This window comes from Sphingobium boeckii, from assembly GCF_014199215.1.
Lineage (GTDB): Bacteria > Pseudomonadota > Alphaproteobacteria > Sphingomonadales > Sphingomonadaceae > Sphingobium_A > Sphingobium_A boeckii.
In genome coordinates, this window is the sequence record NZ_JACIJC010000001.1 from 1,020,515 (window position 1) to 1,038,174 (window position 17,660).

Below are 17,660 nucleotides of genomic sequence, written 5' to 3' on the forward strand. Positions count from 1 at the left end.
GCACGCCATGGCGCTCGGCCCGGTCGCGGGGTTCCGTGCTCCCCTCCGGAACCCCGCGACATTCTCCCTCCTCCTTTCAGAAAGCGGAAGCCCCATGGGTAATCTGAACGTGATCGATCGCTTCATGGATGCCTTTATTCGCTATATCGACAGCGGGTTCGGCCTGCTCGGCGGCGATGTCGGCTTTCTGACCAGCGTCCTCATCGGGATCGATATCACGCTCGCCGGCCTGTTCTGGGCCTTGGGCGGCGAGGACGATGTCATCGGGAAATTTCTTAAGAAAATCCTCTACGTCGGTGCCTTCGCGCTGATCATAAACAGCTTCTCGACGCTTACCGACATCGTGTTCCGCTCCTTTGCCGGTCTCGGCCTCACCGCTGGCGGCGGGACAATGAGTGCGGACGATCTGCTCAAGCCCGGCAAGCTCGCCGGCACCGGCTTCGAAGCGGCCTGGCCATTGCTCGACCAAGTGAGCGAGCTCATGGGATTCACCAGCTTCTTCGACAATTTCCTGACCATCATCATCCTGCTGATCGCCTGGGTCGTGGTGATCGTCGCCTTCTTCGTGCTGGCCGTGCAGCTCTTCATCACGATCCTCGAATTCAAGCTCACCAGCCTGGCGGGCTTCGTGCTCGTGCCATTCGCTTTGTGGAACCGCACCAGCTTTCTCGCCGAGCGCGTGCTCGGCAACGTCGTCTCGTCCGGCGTCAAGGTCATGGTGCTCGCCGTCATCGTCGGCATCGGCTCGGGCTTTTTCGCTGACTTCGTGGATGCCCTGAATGGACAGGAACCCGATATCGGCCAAGCCATGAGCCTGGTGCTCGCCAGCCTCGCCTTGTTCGGCCTGGGCATCTTTGGTCCGAGCATCGCCTCGGGCCTGGTCGCCGGCGCCCCTCAATTGGGGGCGGGCGCTGCGATCGGCACGGCCGCTGCCGCTGTCGGCGGTGGCGCGCTCGTCGCGGGCGGAGCCGCCGCTGCCGCCGGATCGGTCGGCGGCGGCGCACTGAGCGCGATCCGCGCGGGCACGGCCATGGGATCGGCTGCGGCCACCTCCTATCGCCTTGGACAGGAAACCTCCGGTTCGCCGTCCGTCGGCGCGGGTCTGGGCGGCATGGCTGCAGCCGCCAAAGGTGTGGCGGCCCAAAGGATTTCGAGCGCAACCGGTTTTGGCGAAGCCGTCGAGGCAGGACAGGATGGTGCGTGGCGCGCGATGAACAGCGGGGGTGGTCCGGGCGCGGGCGGCTCACGCGCCGGTCCGCGGTCCAGCCAAGGTGCTGGCGGCGAAGGCCCGAGCGACGGCGCGCCGGCCTGGGCGCGCCAGATGCGGTCCGAACAGACCGCGCGACATCACCGACACGCCGCATTCCAGGCCATTCGCGACGGTGATCGCGGTGGCGCTTCAGCAACCCCAGATATCAAAGAACGGGAGGATTAATGTGATGATCTTCAAACGCGCGCTTCAGCGCTACGGGCGGACGCCCGAGCCCGAAACCCCCTATCAACGTGCCGGCCAGCAATGGGACGAGCGGATCGGATCGGCCCGCGTCCAGGCCCGCAACTGGCGGCTGATGGCGCTGGGGGGCCTGTTCCTGTCCTCGGGCCTGTCCGCCGGGCTGCTCTGGCAATCCCTGCAGAGCCGCGTCACGCCCTATGTGGTCGAGGTCGATCAATTGGGGGAGGCGCGCGCGGTGGCACCGGTCGGGACGGACTATGTGCCGACCGATCCGCAGATTGCATGGCATCTGGCCAAGTTCATCGAAAATGTTCGCTCCATCTCGCTCGACCCGGTTCTGATGCGCAAAAACTGGCTGTCGGCCTACGACTTTGCGACTCCGCGCGGCAGTGTATTCCTCGGCGAATACGCCCGCAGCGCCAATCCCTTTGGCGACCTCGGACGGAAGACCGTCTCGGTCCAGGTGACAAGCGTCGTGCGGGCGTCCGACACGTCCTTCCAGGTAAAATGGCGCGAGATGGCCTTCGAAAATGGAAGCGAAGCCGGCAAAGCCCATTGGACCGCCATGATCACGGTCGCGATCAAGCGCCCGGTCTCGGCCGAGATCCTGCGCAAGAATCCGCTCGGGCTTTATGTCGATGCAATCGACTGGAGCCGTGAACTGGACGCCGCCGACGCGCCCAGGCCAACGATGCCAGGCCGCCCGCGTGACATCATCCCGCCCGAAAACGCACCCGATCCGCTCGGCCCCCTCGCGTCGCCGCCCGCGCCCGCCCTGTAACAGGAGAATTAGCCATGACTATTCGACTCTCGATCTTGCTTTGCCTCCCCGCTCCCCTGGTGATCGCTGCGGGTGGGCCGCCGGATGCGCGCACGCCAGCACCAGGAGCGGTGGCAGCCCAGTCACGGGGCGCGGTTGCGCCCATCAGGGTCGCGCTGGCGCAGCCGATGGCCAGAAAAGTCATGTTGAAGCGCAAGCGCGCGCGTCCGTCGATCATGATCCACCCGGTCACACGCGCAAACCGGGCGGCAACGCTCGAGCCGGCAACGCACGGGTTCATCAACGCCGTGCAGGTCTTCCCTTTTGGCGAGGGCGCCATCTACCATGTCTACACGGCCCCCGAGCGCGTCACCGATATCGCGCTCGAGCCGGGCGAAACGCTCGGCGCGGTCGCCAGCGGCGATACGGTCCGCTGGGTGGTGGGCGATACCACTAGCGGGGCGGGCGACGGCAAGCGCACGCATATTCTGGTCAAGCCCTTTTCGTCGGGACTTTCCACCAATCTCGTCGTCACGACCGACCGGCGCACCTATCATCTGGCTCTCACCAGCACGGGCGGCATCGCCATGACGGCGCTGTCCTGGACCTATCCGCATGACGCGCTGATCGCGCTCAAACGAAAGCAAGCCGAGACTGCGGTCTCCGCGCCGGCGGTCGCCAGCTTCGATGTCGCGCAATTGCGCTTCGATTATGCGATCAGTGGTGGAAGCCCGGCCTGGCGGCCGCTGCGCGCCTTTGACGATGGCCGTCAGACCTTTCTCGAATTTCCTGAAAGCATCACCGTGGACGAAGCGCCGCCGCTCTTCATCGTCAATGCCAAAGGCGACGCTGAACTCGTCAATTACCGCATGCGCGGGCGGCATTATATCGTCGATCGGCTGTTCCAGGTCGCCGAACTCCGGCTTGGTACCAAGGATCAGCAAATCGTACGGATTACGCGCGGCAAGCCTGCCCAGAAGGGCGGGAGGGCGCGTTCATGACCCAAGCCCCGCTTTCCGGCGCGAACAGCGCCCCCATAGCGCCCGCGGCCTTGCCCGGTCCCGCTGCCCCGTCTGACGCTCCGCCCCAGTCAAACGCGCCGCCTAAGCCCGTGACGCAGACCGATCATCCGGTGGCTTCGCCACCGGCGGCCCCTGTCACCAAGCCAGCGGCCAAGGTCGATCCTGAAACCCTGACGCTGCGCGCGCATCCGGTGCGCGCAATCCGGTTCAAGCGCAGCGTCATCATCGGACTGGCGAGCGCGGCGTCTGTTGCTCTGGTCGGCACAGCCTGGCTGGCCTTCAAGCGTCCAAGCCTGCCGCAGATCAGCCAGGCCAGGGATACGGGGGAAATGGCCAAACCCTCGACCGAGGCCCTGAATGCGCTCCCGGCCAGCTATGGCGATGTGCCGAAGCTCGGCCCGCCGCTCCCCGGCGACCTTGGGCGCACGATCCTGGCACATCAACGCGCCATGGCGGATGAAGCACCGGCCATGCCCCATGACGATGGCCTGACAAGGGCCGCGCTGGATCAGGCGATCGCCGAGCGAAAGTCAGCGCGGGAATCGGGCCTGATGGCAAACACCGTGCGCGGCACGGCTGTGGCACCCGCTATGCTGCAGTCGGAAGGACCCGACCCGAATGCCGCCGCGCGCACGGTGTCGCTCGATCCGGAAAAAGATCCCAATGCCCAGATGCGAAAAGCGGATTTCGTTTCCACACGCGACGGGCAGGGGGATGTCAATCCGCATGAGGTCGCGCCAGCGCCGTCCCCCTTCACACTATCGGCAGGGTCGGTCATCGCCGGCAGCCTGATCAGCGGCCTTCGATCGGATCTGCCCGGGCTCGTCACGGCGCAGGTGACCGAGCGCGTCTTTGACAGCGCGACAGGCAGGATCCTGCTGATCCCGCAGGGCGCGCGGCTCATCGGAAGTTATGACAGCGTCGTGGCCTTCGGGCAAAAACGCGCTCTGGTCGTCTGGCAGCGGATCATCTTCCCTAACGGAAGCTCGCTCAGGATCGAAAATGTACCGGCCAGCGACGCCTCAGGTTATGCCGGTCTCGCCGACAAGGTGGATTTTCACAGTTGGGCTTTGCTGAAGGGCGTGGCGCTTTCGACACTGCTCGGGGTCGGCGCCAACCTCACTTTTGCCGGTGAAAGCGACCTCGTTCAGGCGATCCGCGAGTCGACGCAGCAAAATGCCTCGCGTGCGGGCGACCAGATCACCTCGAAAAACCTGCAGATCCAGCCAACGATCACGATCCGGCCCGGCGCTTCGGTGAGGCTGGTCGTTCACCGCGACCTAATTTTGTCGCCTTGGAAGGAGTAGCGGGCATGCCTGATATCAAACTCGCTCGATTGCCGGACCGGACGCCGATTAAGCTGGCGATCAGCATACCGCCCGAGCTTCACAATGCCCTGCTCGATTACGCAGCTATTTATGCCGAGGCCTACGGTGCGGCGGTATCGATCGGGGAGCTGATCCCGGCAATGCTGGCCGGTTTTCTGGAAGGGGATCGGGAATTCGGCAAATTGCGTCGCTCCCGGAACATAGATAACAGCGCAGTTTAGTCGACATGCGTTGTGCCTCGGCGCCAGGAGATCCTGTTGGCTGTTACCTTCAGGCTCCACTCTTGGTGCTCGTTTGGAGGGCCGCTTCTGATTGGAAGGAATGAAAGTCGGATTGTCATTTGCGTAATGACGGTTTTGCGACCGCCGGTTCGCTCCCCTGAGTGGCGAGGTCAGCGTAAAAGAGGCGGGCCTTCGCATCGGCCGGCTCACGCGCCGTGCAATCGTGTTCAGGAAATGGCCACGCAGACCTTTTGTGGTGCCTGGCGCCAAATGCCTCTGCAGTGACCGCGCTCGCCAGCCTCGTCTGCTCGCGGGAGGAGCGCCTTGCGCCGCCTGCTAAAGCGTGGCCGCGCGCAATCACCTGAAGACTAACAATACATACTTGACCTGACGCGTTCTGTTTTTGTCTTGTGTCCGGCCTCAAGATCCGCCCCCTCTAAACAGAAACCGCGATACCATTTTGCGCCCGAGAGTTTATCCACAGTTCATTGCCGAATGTTGGTCAAATCGTTAGGGCTTTTGCCAGGATCACGTTTTCGATCAGAAAATTATGACACATTATCTCAACCGCTCGAGAGCACTGCGAACTCGTGAAACCTGACACGAGGTTAGCCGTATGCTGCTTTAGCGGTCAGTCATGCGACCGCTTCCATAGATATGACAAATCAGGTTTGTCACTGTTTACTTGGCTGCGGTTATCAGACAATTCCAGATCAGACCGCGGGGGCGATTTGGAAGGTTGAATTGCGGAGACGAGACCGTCGCTGATGCTTTCATCATCGCGGGATGGGCAAAAAGTGGACGTGGACCTTGAGAATCGGTGTGAAGGATTTGGCAGCAATGGAATTGGAAGAGCATTTGGACGAATCGTCCGCCGCTGCGCTGCCTCGACGGGAAAGCCTTCGCCTTCAGCGACGCCAAGCGATCATTACCGTGGCCACGCGATCGTTCCTTGATCACGGCTATGCGGCCACCTCAATGTCGTCGATTGCGGCGGCAGTCGGAGGTTCGAAAGGCACGCTTTGGAGCCATTTTTCTTCTAAAGACGATCTATTTTCTGCGGTTTTGGAAGACCGAACCGAAGCGTTTCGGCGAAACTTGAGCGCGCCTCTGGATCCGGACAATAATCTGCACGATGCTATTCGGAGCTTCTGCTGCCAGTTTATTGCGAAGTTGATCTCTCCCGAAGCCATTGCGCTGCACCGCCTCGTGATATCCGAATGCGCGCGATTTCCGCAAACAGGAACGATTTTCTATGAGCGCGCGCAGCTCAAAACTTTAAGGCTCATGGCCAGTTTTCTCACGCTTCACATGGAGAAGGGGGGTATTCGTCAATGTGACGCTATGATGGCTGCGCGCACCTTGATGAGCCTATGTTCGGGCGGATCGCAACAAGAAATTTTACGGGGCGCGTCATACGCTGTAGAACGAATTGAAACTGATGCTGACTTCATCGCGGATGTATTTATGAGAGCCTTTACGCCATGAATGCCAACAGCCGGCCACAGCTACCCTGTCACGATAATTTCCCATTGCGATCATTGACCGTCAGCAATGAAGCAATGTTCATCTTCGTTATTTACCTATGACGACGTCTTAGGCGATCGGGTAAAGTCCCGAAAGCAATCGGCTCAGGCTCGTGCTCGGGCAACGGTCGAGGCGATATTCGAAGCGACCATCCAGCTTTTGCTACATGGCACTGTTCGCGCGGGCCATCGCGCGAAAAGCGCAGCTGCCCGACCGGTGCCAGCGCCTCGCCGAGCGCCACTTTTGCGCGATAGTCGGCCATCAGAAGGCGAGGCCATCAGGATTGGAGCCGCCATTCTCTGACGAGGCCGGATCGACACCGCTTTGCTGCCGATGCCGCACGGATACGCTGCGACCGCGTTGCGGAAGCCGTTCATTGCTGAGGGCCAGGCCAAGATCGTCGTGCCGGACATCGATCAGATCGGCAGACGCTCATTGAGGCCGAACACGACCAGCACGTCGGCGAGCATGCCGATCCCGACTCCCGCCTCGCCTTTTTCCAGCCGGATGATGGTGCTGGTCGACGTGCCCGCGCCCACGGCAAGGTCGACGATAGCCATGCCGCGGCGAAGGCGCGCAGCCCGCAGGTCCTTGCCGAGCCGGATCAATATTGAGCGGGTTTTTGCCGACGACATGATAACAATCCATATATGACATGATGCAGGTGATAGTGGCCCATATATGACATGTTGTTGGTTAGGTGAAGGCTGACTGTCTTGGTGATCGAGCCCGCGACACTCACCAGGCGCCTCCCGTCGCCCCTGAGCGATCCGCGCGCTAAGTGAGGACTGGCCTTCGATAGCCCTGGTCATGACATCGGCCAGTTTCCCAGGATCAAGCACTTAGAAGAAAGTCACCATGACGATTGAGCCTGCAACTCACAGCGACCTGAACACCATCCTCGCCTGCCTCGCAGCGGAAGCAGCGGCGGGCGAACAGACCGTTCGGGGCAACCGCAATCTGATTGCGCAGAGACAGCAGGAGATTGAGTTTTTTGGTCTTCGCGAAGCAGGCCAGGTCGTCGCTTTCGCACTTGGCAAGTCTGGAGCGATCGCGATCCAGGAGATCCGACCGGACTGCCGTGCCAAAGGCGATGGCCGGATCCTTGCGCAATTGGCCATCGACCGTTCTCTGGCTGCGGACACCCGAACCGGGAAAGCCGTGATGACGGAATGCCAAGCGGTTCGTGGTCGACTCGGGGCTGCGATAGCTATGACAACGCCTTGGCTGGAGACGATCAACGGCCTTTGCAAGCCTCTCCTGAGCTGCGCCGAAGGGGCCGAGGTGATCCATCGCAAGGCACCATGGCGATCCTTCGAGGCCGTGGAATATGCCACGCTTGAATGGGTGGACTGGTTCAACAACCGGCGACTGCTGGAGCTCCTCGGCAATGTCCCACCCGCAGAAGCCGAAGAACGCTATACGCCATGCTGGACGATCAACCCTTGGCTGCGTAACTGAAGTCAAATAGCCTCCGGCAGACCCGGGGCGGTTCAGCTCGAGCACAAAACAATGCAATGCAACGAAAGCTTTATATGAAATCATCGACTTTCTTCGCTCTGGTTTTGGTTATCGGGAGCCCGGCGCATGAGGCTGGCGCTCAGCTTGCGGTTCCAGTGGCAGCTTCGGAATTCGCAGCTCAAAAACCTGCACCTGCGCCTGATTACGCTCTCTCAACATCATGGGCTGCGGGTTCGGCGGGTGCTGGGGCTAGCGTTGCGGTGCCAGCGGGCGCATCGCCCGCCGCTACAGATCCCGCCATCGATGTCTTTTATATTCATCCCACGACCTTCCAGAGCAAGACTATCTGGAATCAGGATGTCGCCGACACGGAGGTAAATGCATGGACAGACGCCAGTGTGATGGCGCGGCAGGCGAGTGCTTTCAATGGATGTTGTCGCATTTATGCGCCGCGCTATCGACAGGCATCCATGCGTGGCGACTATCGCAATTTGGCGCTCGATCTAGCATATGGTGATATCGAGCGCGCCTTTGATTATTACATCAAAAACATCAGCCATGGTCGACCTTTCATTCTCGCCGGGCATAGCCAAGGCGGTTATATGGTTGCCGAATTGCTGGAGAAGCGGATCGACGGCACTGCGCTCCAAGGGCGTATGGTCGCCGCGTACGTGATTGGGATAAATCTGGTCGAGGGCGATTTCCCGCGTCGTTACAAGCACATTCCAATTTGTGACACGCCTTCGCAAACAGGGTGCACCGTCCAGTGGAACTCAGTTCTGCCCACCGCTGATCTGGCTGCTATTGCCAAACAATATGAGAAGCCGTTCGTGGACAAATACGGTGATCTGTCGACCAAGCGGACGCTCTGCATCAATCCGATAACGTTTGACCGGGCGATTCCGATTGCTGGAAAAGAACTGAGTCGGGGCGCGGCACCAGGCGATCCGGGCGAAGGCACCATCCGCCCGTTAGTACCAATGGCGGTGTCGGCGCGTTGCGATCATGGCCTGTTGGTCGTTGATCCCGATCCTGCGCTGGACCTGAAGCCGTTGCCGGGCGGCGTCATGCATTATCATGACTTCGGTCTGTTTTATGCCGATGTCCGCGATAATGCGATACTGCGAACACTGTCGTATCTGCGCGCGCACGCTAGAGATTGACTGCAGCGGCGTCCAAACAACCTGCGATGGCTGTCTCGATGTCTACGGTCAACACGCGTCATGCCTGATTGTGTGCATCCCCAAAATTTCGCTGTTGTATGACCAAGTGATCACGTTGGGCAGTGTCTACCGTCTTGACCTTCCAATGGACGCGAAACCTGACGAACTGGAGTAGCTTCCCGATGCATACCACGGGTCACTTTTCAGCAGCAATCAACAAACAATCTTAAGACCCCAATCGGTCCAAAAGGCTCATTATTTTGCAGCATCCTCGATCAATTCCACGCGGTTTCCATTAAGATCCAGCACCGTCGCGGCGCGGGCTTTTCCATACAGCGCGATGGGAGGTGTCAGGAACTGGACTTTCAGTAAATCCAAATTGGCAACCGCAAAGCTCGTCATCGCGTTGCCAGGTGGCAATTGTCCGTTGCCGTGCGGACGGGGCACAAGCTGCAACGGGTTTTCCTCGAACTGGATAAAGTTCGCGCGCTCATTTGCTAACAGGAGCGTGTTGGGCATTGTCGCGCCCGTCGTCGACCCCGGAACAGGCCGTTGCAGCACGTCAGTCTTCATCAATCCAAATGCCTTGGCATACCAATCGCGCAATTGCAGAATGTTTGGACCCGACACCCACACAAGATGCGGGCGTCCGACCCGGCCGCCGGGCGCAGGCAGATAGGATTTGCTGCGATCCCCCGTTTCGCAGGTTAAGAATAGCATCTCCTCCGCGGGGCCTGAAACATCCATCGAGAACACGCTCGGATACGCTTTCACCGGTGGGTGGGGCGCGTTGATCGGTCGAAACGGCGATCCCTGCAGCAGCGCGTACATCGCGTTGTCGCTGTCGACCATGAACTCGAACCCGTTCCATCCAGCCGTTGTCGATCGTTTGAAGCTGGGGACCGGATCAATACCGACGATGCGGACGAACACGTCCGCATAACCTACCGAGCTGAGCAGAAAGAAGGGGCGTCCCGCGCTACCCGGCGCCCCCCAGCTGATGGCCAACTCGTGCGAAACCAAACCGCTTTCGCGCAGTCGATAATCCAGCCATTTCGCATAGAGGTCGGCAATGGCGCCCGGGTTGCTGGCACCGATCGTGACGATCTTAATCCGTAGCAATGCGGGCGGAACTTCGACCAGCGGCTGACCCAGGGCATTCGTCGCACCGCTCGCAATTGCGGCGGCCAGGCCGGCTGCCCCCCACAAGACCCTGCGCCGCGTTTGGCCGAAACCTGCAGTGTCGACGGTATCGTTGATGGAGGCTTTCATCATGTGTCCGTCCGATGTTTGGAGAAGAGTGTGCGGCGCGTCATCGCGGCGCATCAGGGCGTCTCGGCTGCTTCCCGAATGTCACCGGCAACAGATGCGCCCGTCCAGACGCGCGGCTCATCAGCGGGCCGCGCCCATATCACAGGCAGTTCGGCGCTCGGCGCTGGATGCACGCCGGCTGGCATGGCTTGCACATTGACCCCGGCGATCGCTGTCAGACCAATTGCCGGACACCAATAGCTGTCGTCGCCGATCGTTCGCACGGCAAGTCCGGTGCGCGGCAGATGATCCGAATCATTGCCCTTCGAATAATGCGGGATGTCGACATGAAACAGCACAGCATCGCCGGGCTGGAGATCCCAGGTGACAAACTTGAATGGGAAATCCGGATCGTCGCGCTGCGCCTCGAAGTCCGGAAAGCAGAAAGCGCCGTCGCCAGCAGGGCCGAAGCGCGATCCGGTCTCGATGCAAAACTTGTGATAGCCTGCGACGAATTCGATGCGGCCATTTTCCTTGTTCACAGGGGTCAGCGCGATCCAAATATTGGGTATCATCGTCCCCGTAAAGGGCCAGAGGTGATCGGCATGCCACTGCATAATGCTTGGCGATTTCGCGGGTTTGTGGAACAGATGATCGTGAAATATCTGAATGGTATCAGCCTCTATTACACGACCGACGATCTCACCAACCGGGGAGTTCATTACGAAATCCCGGAACGGCCCGTTTTCGCGCCACAGGAAGGAAACCGAAGTCATCGCGCCGTGCGAAGGGCCAGTCTGTCCATATGCCTGCGGATCGGCGATCACATCCTGCGCGCCGGATTTCAGCGCTTCGATCCACTCTGCATCGAACATCTGGCGCAGGCAAACAACGCCGTCCTGACGATAGGTTGCTATGTGTTCGGCGGTGATCGGATTAAGGGGATACTTGTTCAAAATCAGACTCCGGAAATCAAGGAAAGCTGAGTGGCTTCGCCTTCAGCCAGTGTCGAGAAAGCTCTTCAGCACAGCAGCGGTGGCAGACGGATTGTCCTGCATTACGAAGGCACCCGAATCGGGTACGAAGCGCGTCTGCGCGTTTTTTAAGGCACCTTCTGCGCCAGCTCGAAACGTCAGATAAGCGTTCGGTTGATCGCCATAGAGGAGCAGCGTTGGCGCACTTATGCGCGTAAGCAGATGCTTGATGTCGGTGATAAGCACCCCGCGCTCCGAAGGCTGTATCCAACGGCCCGCGCGGCGGCGGCTCGCATTCTGTTCAGCGGCGATCGGCCCGGCATGGATCAACCCCATCATCTTGGCCGATATGCTGGCATCCACCGGCAGAGGATCCCCCTGTGGCGTGAAAATCGCCTTTTCGGGCTCGTCGATCAAAGTGGCGATTTCTGCGAGAGTGTGCGCACGGGGCAGCGCGCACGAGACCAACGTCAGGCTGCGGACGCGATCGGGAAAAAAGGCGGTGAGCGGCACCGAGACACAGCCTCCGAGCGAGGTCCCGATCAGATCGATTTGGGAGATGCCCATCTCGTCGAGCGCGCCAACCAATAAAGCCGCAGTCTCCGACAGCGACTGGATATAGGGCGCATTACCCAGCCATCGCGAGTCGCCATGGCCGGGAAGGTCGAAAGCGATTACGCGGCGCCCCTCTGCCAGTGCCGGCGCGACGAAGCGCCAATCCGCAACCCAGCCGCCGAGCTTATGCAACAGGACGACTGGCGGCCGGGTGGAGGCGGGGTCACCCAACGTCACATAATGCAACACGCCGCCGGCGCGTTGCAGCAGACCGCTGCTGGTCCATGGCCCCTTGGCCGGTTCCGAAAAGGCGACCTGCGCGGCGGCACCGTGCGTGCAGACGGCGGCCGCGGCCATAGCCCCGAGACTGAAGGTGCGGCGATCAATCATGGGCTTCCTTATAGAGGCGTTGAATTCGGACCGGCGCCTAGTGACTCGGCAGTGGCGATGTGATCGCGTTGGCCGTCAACCAACAACGATATCTTGCTTTTTCACCTCGAAACGCTGCGGGCACCAAGCCCCTTGGCCGACACGCTATGGCAACGACCCCAAGCATCAAACAGCGCAATTGGAGCTGACCGAATATCGGTCGAATCTCAATCAGCGCGTGTAACGGCTCGCCACTTGGATAGTTTCAGTGTTGCCAAGGGGTTTGGTGACAGGGGGAAATTGGATGGCGTGGTTGCACAAAACCATAGGGCTCATCTTCGGCGCTTGGCTGATGCTGATGGGGCTCACGGGTACGATTCTCGCTTTCTATCCTGAGATCGACAGCATGTTGAATGCCCGCGAGATGCGGGTCGCTCAGTTCGAGCAGCACCCCGACATCGACGCGATGAGTATGGTCGTCGCGGCTGCCTATCCGAGCCGCACGATTCTCTCCATCGAGCGGTATGGGATCAGCGACCTGGAGAGCTTTCCCTTCCTGCTGACCGAACCGCACGCACCAGGCGCGATATTCAGTCCCGAGCCTCGGCTTGAAGTGTTCGTCGATCCGACCAGTCATGCGATTCTGGGGCAGCGCGCCTATTGGACTTGGTTCAGGCTGATTCGATCGTTCCATATGGAACTGCTGTTTCCAGGGCTTGGCGAACGGATCGTCGGCGTGTTGGGTATTTTCCTGTTGGTCACGGTGGTCGCCGGCACGACGATGTGGTGGCGCCAGAGCAAGAAGCGACTGGGCAAGGCGCTCAAACTGCGCCTCAAAGGCCCGCGCCCTATGATGTATCGCAACATCCATACCGTCGGCGGCATCTATGTTGCCCTGTTCCTGCTCGTGCAGGGGGTGAGCGGCGCGCTCGCGGCCAATCTGTTCCCGGCCCAAATGGCGATCGCCGCTATGTTCGCGCCGAAGCAGAGCGCACCGATATCTCCACCGCCATCGGCTGCGCCGCCCAAGCCAATGGCGGCCAACCGGGCGCGCGACATCGCGATCGCCCATCACCCTGATTCTGCGATAATCCAAGTGCAGTTCCCGGCACCGGGCTTCAATCTCTATTCGGTGCGGCTCTTTCCGCGCGATCAGCCAAAGACGCAGTTCACTAGGCAATATATGATGGATGCCACCTCTGGCACAATCGTCATGGATTTTGATCCTGCCAATCAGGGGGCGTTCCAGAAATTCTTCGGTGCATGGATGATCTGGATACACAATGGGCGCTTCTTCGGGGTCATCGGGCAAGTGATCTTGATCGCCGCAGGCACGATGCTGGCGCTGCTGTTCCCGACAGGCGCCTATATGTGGCTACGCAAGCGCAAGTTTGGGCAGAAGCGCACGAAGGTGGCGGCATGATGGCGGCATTGAAAATGCTTCTCGGCCCGTGGCGCAAGACTGCCACCCTCAAACGCGCGGGCGGCGTGTACATTTCGCCGAACTGGGTCAGGACACAGCAGAGGGTCCGACTCCAGCCCTCAGAGCGTGGTGATGGTTTGGTCGACATCCAGGCACTGATGCGGCGGATCGAGGCATCGACCTTGCTGCTCTATGGCGACCGCGACCCGACTGATAGCCACTGGGCCACGGACGTCGGTGCCGCACTGAGGCATGGTGGCACGCAATATGTTCCTCATTCCGGGAGTTTCGTTCTGCAGTAAATCCCTGTGGAGACCGCCAACATCCTGAACTTTTTCCTCAAGTGAACACTAAATCTCCAGACAGATTACTTAACCAAAACTTACTGCTCAAAAAAATAGACCGATATCAACAATTCTTTGGACGTCGTCCAAAGACAAGGTGGGATTTTGCCTTATGAAGCGTCGTGATTTCATCACAACTGCAGCGGCCGCGGCCACGATCGGCGGCCTATTAACCAGGGCAGGCGCCGCGACCATGCCTGTCGCCGCCCAATCCCCCAGGCTCGGCGCATTGCGCGCGGTCACCATTCCCGCGCCCGATCTCGACTTTATCGAAAAGGCATATCGCACCTACTTGGGCTATCAAACCGTCTGGCGCGGCACCGTGCCGGCGGAGACTGCGCGGTCGTGGGGCGCACCCGCGATCGCCGGCAAACGCGTCGTGGTCATGGCACCATCGAGCGGTGACCCAACCTATCTCCGCTTCGTCGAGCAGGCACTCCCCTCCAGCTATCGTCCGCTTACGACATATGGCTGGAATGCCGCCGAACTCCTAGTGGCGGATGCCGATGCTCTGGGCGAACGGCTCAAGGGATCGCCATTCGATATTATCGGTGCGCCGCGCATGCTCGATGGCTGGCCCACGGCGAAAGCAATGCAAGTCGTCGGTCCGGCAAAGGAAGTGCTATACTTTACACATTTCGGGCCCGACCCGAAGCAGCCCGAACTCTATGTACCGCCGAAAGCGTTCGTCGACTATTGCTTTGTCGCAATTGTCGGCACTCCCGACATGGATGCCGCCGTCGCCAATTATGCGAGCAAATTCTCGACGACTTCCTACGGCACGTTCGACATTGCCAACATCATTATTTCGAATGCGAACGGCCTGCCCGCCGACACGCGGCACAAGCTCAACACCGTCAAGCTCGACAACGGTCGGATGATCGAAGTCGATCAATTCCCGAGCGTCGCCAAGTTTCGCGCCAAGCCCAAGGGCGGCCTCCCGCCCGGCATCGCGCTGGTGACCTTCGACTACACTGGCGGCGATGGCGATCTGAACTGGGTAGGCAAGGCACCGGCCAGCACAATGCCGCCAGTTGGTGGGCATTCGACGTCAGTCCTTCTCGGAACGGTAGGAGAAATCATCGAGGTTATTCGAGCCTAGGCACGGTCGACGTCTGTCGACCGCAAGAACCCGGGCCGAACTTACACAATAACACCAAGGATAAAGGGAAATTATAATGAAATACAAATCATCTCTGCCGAGCACCCTATATATAGCAAGCGCGATCAGCGTTATTGTGACGGCAACGTCGGCGCATGCGCAATCGACCGATGTCGGGTCCGCTGCAACGCCGGTCGCGGCGGAGGCCGCACCGTCAGGTCCTCCCGAAATCCTCGTCACGGCGCGCCGCCGCGACGAGAATATCCTTTCCACCCCGATCGCGATTTCCGCCCTGACCAGCGCCGACCTGACCGCGCGCGGCGCTGTGACGTTACAGAATATTGCTGAGTCCATCCCGGGTCTCAATCTGATCGGCCAAGCGAGTTCGGGCGCGCGATCGGATCGTTCATTCCAAGCCGTTGTTATTCGCGGAATCACGCCCTCCTCGACGTTCGTGCAAACCACCTCGATCTTTATCGACGGCGTGCCGGTAAGTTCATCGACTGCGCTACAGAGCATCACCGACCCGGAACGCATTGAAGTGCTGAAAGGACCCCAGAGCGCCTATTTCGGTCGCCAGACTTTCGCTGGCGCGATCAACCTCGTGAACAAACTGCCCACGGATCATCTGACCGCGCAGGTTGCGGCGATGGGCGGAACGCGTGGCAATTATGACTTTATGGGCCAGATCAGCGCGCCGTTGATCGACGATTTGCTTGGCGTGCGCATCACCGGGCGAACCTACGCCAAGAACGGCTCCTACAAAAATCCCGGCACGCACGGTCAGACATTGGGCGACCAATCGACCACAAGCGGCACAATTGCGCTCATCTTCACGCCCGCCAGCAATTTCACTGCAAAAGCCTTCGGTCTAATTTCGCAGAACAAAGACGGCGCGGCCGCTACCGGCTTGATACCGGCCTACACAATCACCGGACCCAATGGCATCGTTGTGCGCGGTCAATCGAACTGTAATGTTACTGGTCTCGGCCTCTCGGGGGTAACAACCAATGCTTGGTTCTGCGGTGTCGCGCCCAGAATCCAGCCGGGCTTGCCGTCGGCCAACACGTTGAATGACGCCGCGGTCCAGAACTTCCTCTCGCAATCGACAGGACTGGTGTCGCCGTCCAACCGACCTGACGGCTACGGCCTGAAGAGCCGCTTCTACCATCTCCATCTTGGTTTGGAATGGAAGATTGGCGAGAGTGGGATTACCTTGTCTTCGCTGACGGGCGCGAATGACGAGCGCCGCGCCGAACTGGCAGATCTCGACAATACCAACGATATGACCCAGCCCAACGTCTTCGGCGGCGCAACCGCGACGCGGTCCTATTTCGATTTTCCCGCAATGGTTGAAACCGTCGATCACGATTTTTCTCAGGAATTTCGCGCTACGTTCGAAAACGGCGGCCGACTACACGCTACCGTCGGTGCAAGTTATCTCAACGCCTTCATCCAAGGTTCGTTCGGTGGAACCTTCGGGAATTTGAGCACCGCCGTGATAAATGTTTTGGGAGCCTCTCGCGCCAAGACGACCGCAGGATTCTTCGGCGTCGGTTTCGATTTTACGCCCCGGCTCACGTTCAACGTCGACGGCCGGTATCAGAGCGATCATCTCTATACCTATGCCGGGTCGGGCGGTGCTAATCTGACCTCTAGCGTGTTCGTTCCTGCAGGCTTCTATCCCGAAGGTGCCACGCTGTTTCAGAAGACGTACAACAATTTTCTGCCGCGGGTGATCGGCCAGTTCAAGATTACACCGGACAACATGGTCTATGCTTCATATTCGAAGGGCGTAAATCCCGGGCAATTTAACAACTTTTTTACGCAACCGGCAGAAATCCAGGCGCTCGCGCTACAACTCGGACTAAAGCTTGAGGTTCAGCCCGAGAAGCTCGATAATTTCGAGATCGGCTTCAAGGGCAAATTGTTCGACAACCATTTCCGCTACTCGGTCGCAGCATATTATGCGGTTTGGAGCAATCAGATCAATATTCAGAACCGCGTCCTGTTGGTTGGCGAGAGCAACACGCCTTACGCCCTCACCACCGCGACCAACTCCGGGCGGGTGAATTTGAAGGGTCTAGAGATAGAAACGACCACATACCTGACGCCCGAACTGACGCTCGATCTGAACGGTGCGATCAATGATTCTTCGATTGTTCGCGCCGTCAACGCACAGGTCACTGCTCAAGCAAATGTCGATTTTGCCGGAAAAATGAATCCGCAAACGTCTAAATATTCGGGCTATGCCGCGCTTGAATATGCGAAAGAGATTTCGAGCAGGTCGGGGCTCACGGCATACACCCGAGCGGATTTCTCTTACAAATCGGGACAATATGCCGACATTTCGAACACGGTGCGTTCAGCCGATTTCACCAATGCCAATTTCCGGGTGGGAATGCGAAACGAGCATGCTTCGATCGAGCTTTTCGTAACCAACGTATTAAATGACAAAGCGTATTACACAATCGGATCAGGCAGTCAGTTCGACAACACCTTTTCGATCTCCGGCGCGCACAGTTATTCGGCGTTGATCGCCTCGCTGCGCGAACTGCGGACATTCGGGATGCGCACCTCATACAAATTCTGATTTGACTCTATTTGTCGAGAACAATGGTGCCTCGATATCCGATCGATGGCCGGCGTGTTGTGGCGCTGGCCATCGACTGATCTTGGGTATTTTATGACTAAATTGCGCGGATCT

General features: G+C 59.4%; 16 protein-coding genes and 1 pseudogene. 12 read left to right on the plus strand and 5 right to left on the minus strand.

What is annotated here, in order from left to right:
• Positions 1–94: 94 nt before the first annotated feature.
• The 6 genes from trbL to FHS49_RS04885 all read left to right on the plus strand — a co-directional run bounded on the left by trbL (position 95) and on the right by FHS49_RS04885 (position 6,272).
• Complete coding sequence (gene trbL, locus FHS49_RS04860; RefSeq protein ID WP_184015762.1) at positions 95–1,435, plus strand: P-type conjugative transfer protein TrbL; 1,341 nt, start codon at positions 95–97, stop codon at positions 1,433–1,435.
• 4 nt (positions 1,436–1,439) lie between these two features.
• Complete coding sequence (gene trbF, locus FHS49_RS04865) at positions 1,440–2,234, plus strand: conjugal transfer protein TrbF (protein ID WP_184015764.1); 795 nt, start codon at positions 1,440–1,442, stop codon at positions 2,232–2,234.
• Between the two features lie 14 nt (positions 2,235–2,248).
• A complete protein-coding gene (gene trbG / locus FHS49_RS04870) occupies positions 2,249–3,214 on the plus strand; it encodes a P-type conjugative transfer protein TrbG (RefSeq protein ID WP_184015766.1) in 966 nt (321 codons plus the stop codon).
• A complete protein-coding gene (locus FHS49_RS04875) occupies positions 3,211–4,542 on the plus strand; it encodes a TraB/TrbI/VirB10 family type IV secretion system protein (RefSeq protein ID WP_184015768.1) in 1,332 nt (443 codons plus the stop codon). Before trbG ends, FHS49_RS04875 begins: the two co-directional genes overlap by 4 nt.
• A gap of 5 nt (positions 4,543–4,547) precedes the next feature.
• Positions 4,548–4,784, plus strand: coding sequence for a DUF2274 domain-containing protein (locus FHS49_RS04880; protein WP_184015770.1), 237 nt, complete (start codon positions 4,548–4,550; stop codon positions 4,782–4,784).
• Between the two features lie 840 nt (positions 4,785–5,624).
• On the plus strand, positions 5,625–6,272 hold the full coding sequence (locus FHS49_RS04885) for a TetR/AcrR family transcriptional regulator (protein ID WP_184015772.1): 648 nt from the start codon (positions 5,625–5,627) through the stop codon (positions 6,270–6,272).
• A gap of 455 nt (positions 6,273–6,727) precedes the next feature.
• Here FHS49_RS04885 and FHS49_RS19480 read toward each other — a convergent pair whose 3' ends face one another.
• Positions 6,728–6,946: a helix-turn-helix domain-containing protein gene (locus FHS49_RS19480; RefSeq protein WP_221240370.1), complete on the minus strand. Its 219-nt coding sequence runs from the start codon at positions 6,944–6,946 to the stop codon at positions 6,728–6,730.
• A gap of 199 nt (positions 6,947–7,145) precedes the next feature.
• Positions 7,146–7,490, minus strand: a complete 345-nt coding sequence (locus FHS49_RS04895) for a hypothetical protein (protein WP_184015774.1) — start codon at positions 7,488–7,490, stop codon at positions 7,146–7,148.
• A gap of 26 nt (positions 7,491–7,516) precedes the next feature.
• Between FHS49_RS04895 and FHS49_RS04900 the strand changes: the two are divergent.
• Together FHS49_RS04900 and FHS49_RS04905 are read left to right on the plus strand one after the other, a co-directional pair.
• Positions 7,517–7,772: pseudogene (locus tag FHS49_RS04900) on the plus strand (hypothetical protein); the annotation flags it as partial.
• A gap of 74 nt (positions 7,773–7,846) precedes the next feature.
• Complete coding sequence (locus FHS49_RS04905) at positions 7,847–8,935, plus strand: DUF3089 domain-containing protein (protein ID WP_184015775.1); 1,089 nt, start codon at positions 7,847–7,849, stop codon at positions 8,933–8,935.
• 255 nt (positions 8,936–9,190) lie between these two features.
• Here the strand turns inward: FHS49_RS04905 and FHS49_RS04910 are convergent, their stop codons facing one another.
• The 3 genes from FHS49_RS04910 to FHS49_RS04920 form a co-directional block, all read right to left on the minus strand.
• A complete protein-coding gene (locus tag FHS49_RS04910; RefSeq protein WP_184015777.1) occupies positions 9,191–10,261 on the minus strand; it encodes a VOC family protein in 1,071 nt (356 codons plus the stop codon).
• Positions 10,261–11,061: a phytanoyl-CoA dioxygenase family protein gene (locus FHS49_RS04915; protein WP_246350360.1), complete on the minus strand. Its 801-nt coding sequence runs from the start codon at positions 11,059–11,061 to the stop codon at positions 10,261–10,263. The genes FHS49_RS04910 and FHS49_RS04915 overlap by 1 nt, the downstream gene beginning before the upstream one ends.
• A 123-nt stretch (positions 11,062–11,184) precedes the next feature.
• Entirely contained in the window at positions 11,185–12,105 is a 921-nt protein-coding gene (locus FHS49_RS04920) for an alpha/beta fold hydrolase (RefSeq protein WP_184015781.1), read from the minus strand.
• Between the two features lie 283 nt (positions 12,106–12,388).
• Here FHS49_RS04920 and FHS49_RS04925 point away from each other — a divergent pair, with 283 nt between their 5' ends.
• The 4 genes from FHS49_RS04925 to FHS49_RS04940 all read left to right on the plus strand — a co-directional run bounded on the left by FHS49_RS04925 (position 12,389) and on the right by FHS49_RS04940 (position 17,546).
• Positions 12,389–13,507 (plus strand): PepSY-associated TM helix domain-containing protein, encoded by a 1,119-nt coding sequence (locus FHS49_RS04925; RefSeq protein ID WP_184015783.1) that lies wholly within the window; start codon positions 12,389–12,391, stop codon positions 13,505–13,507.
• The gene (locus tag FHS49_RS04930; protein ID WP_184015785.1) at positions 13,504–13,809 is read left to right on the plus strand and encodes a hypothetical protein; all 306 of its coding nucleotides are present in this window, start codon (positions 13,504–13,506) and stop codon (positions 13,807–13,809) included. Before FHS49_RS04925 ends, FHS49_RS04930 begins: the two co-directional genes overlap by 4 nt.
• Before the next feature lie 154 nt (positions 13,810–13,963).
• Positions 13,964–14,953 carry a hypothetical protein gene (locus FHS49_RS04935; RefSeq protein ID WP_184015787.1) on the plus strand — a complete coding sequence of 330 codons (990 nt, stop codon included), beginning with the start codon at positions 13,964–13,966 and terminating at the stop codon, positions 14,951–14,953.
• Between the two features lie 76 nt (positions 14,954–15,029).
• A complete protein-coding gene (locus FHS49_RS04940) occupies positions 15,030–17,546 on the plus strand; it encodes a TonB-dependent receptor (RefSeq protein WP_184015788.1) in 2,517 nt (838 codons plus the stop codon).
• Positions 17,547–17,660: the final 114 nt, after the last annotated feature.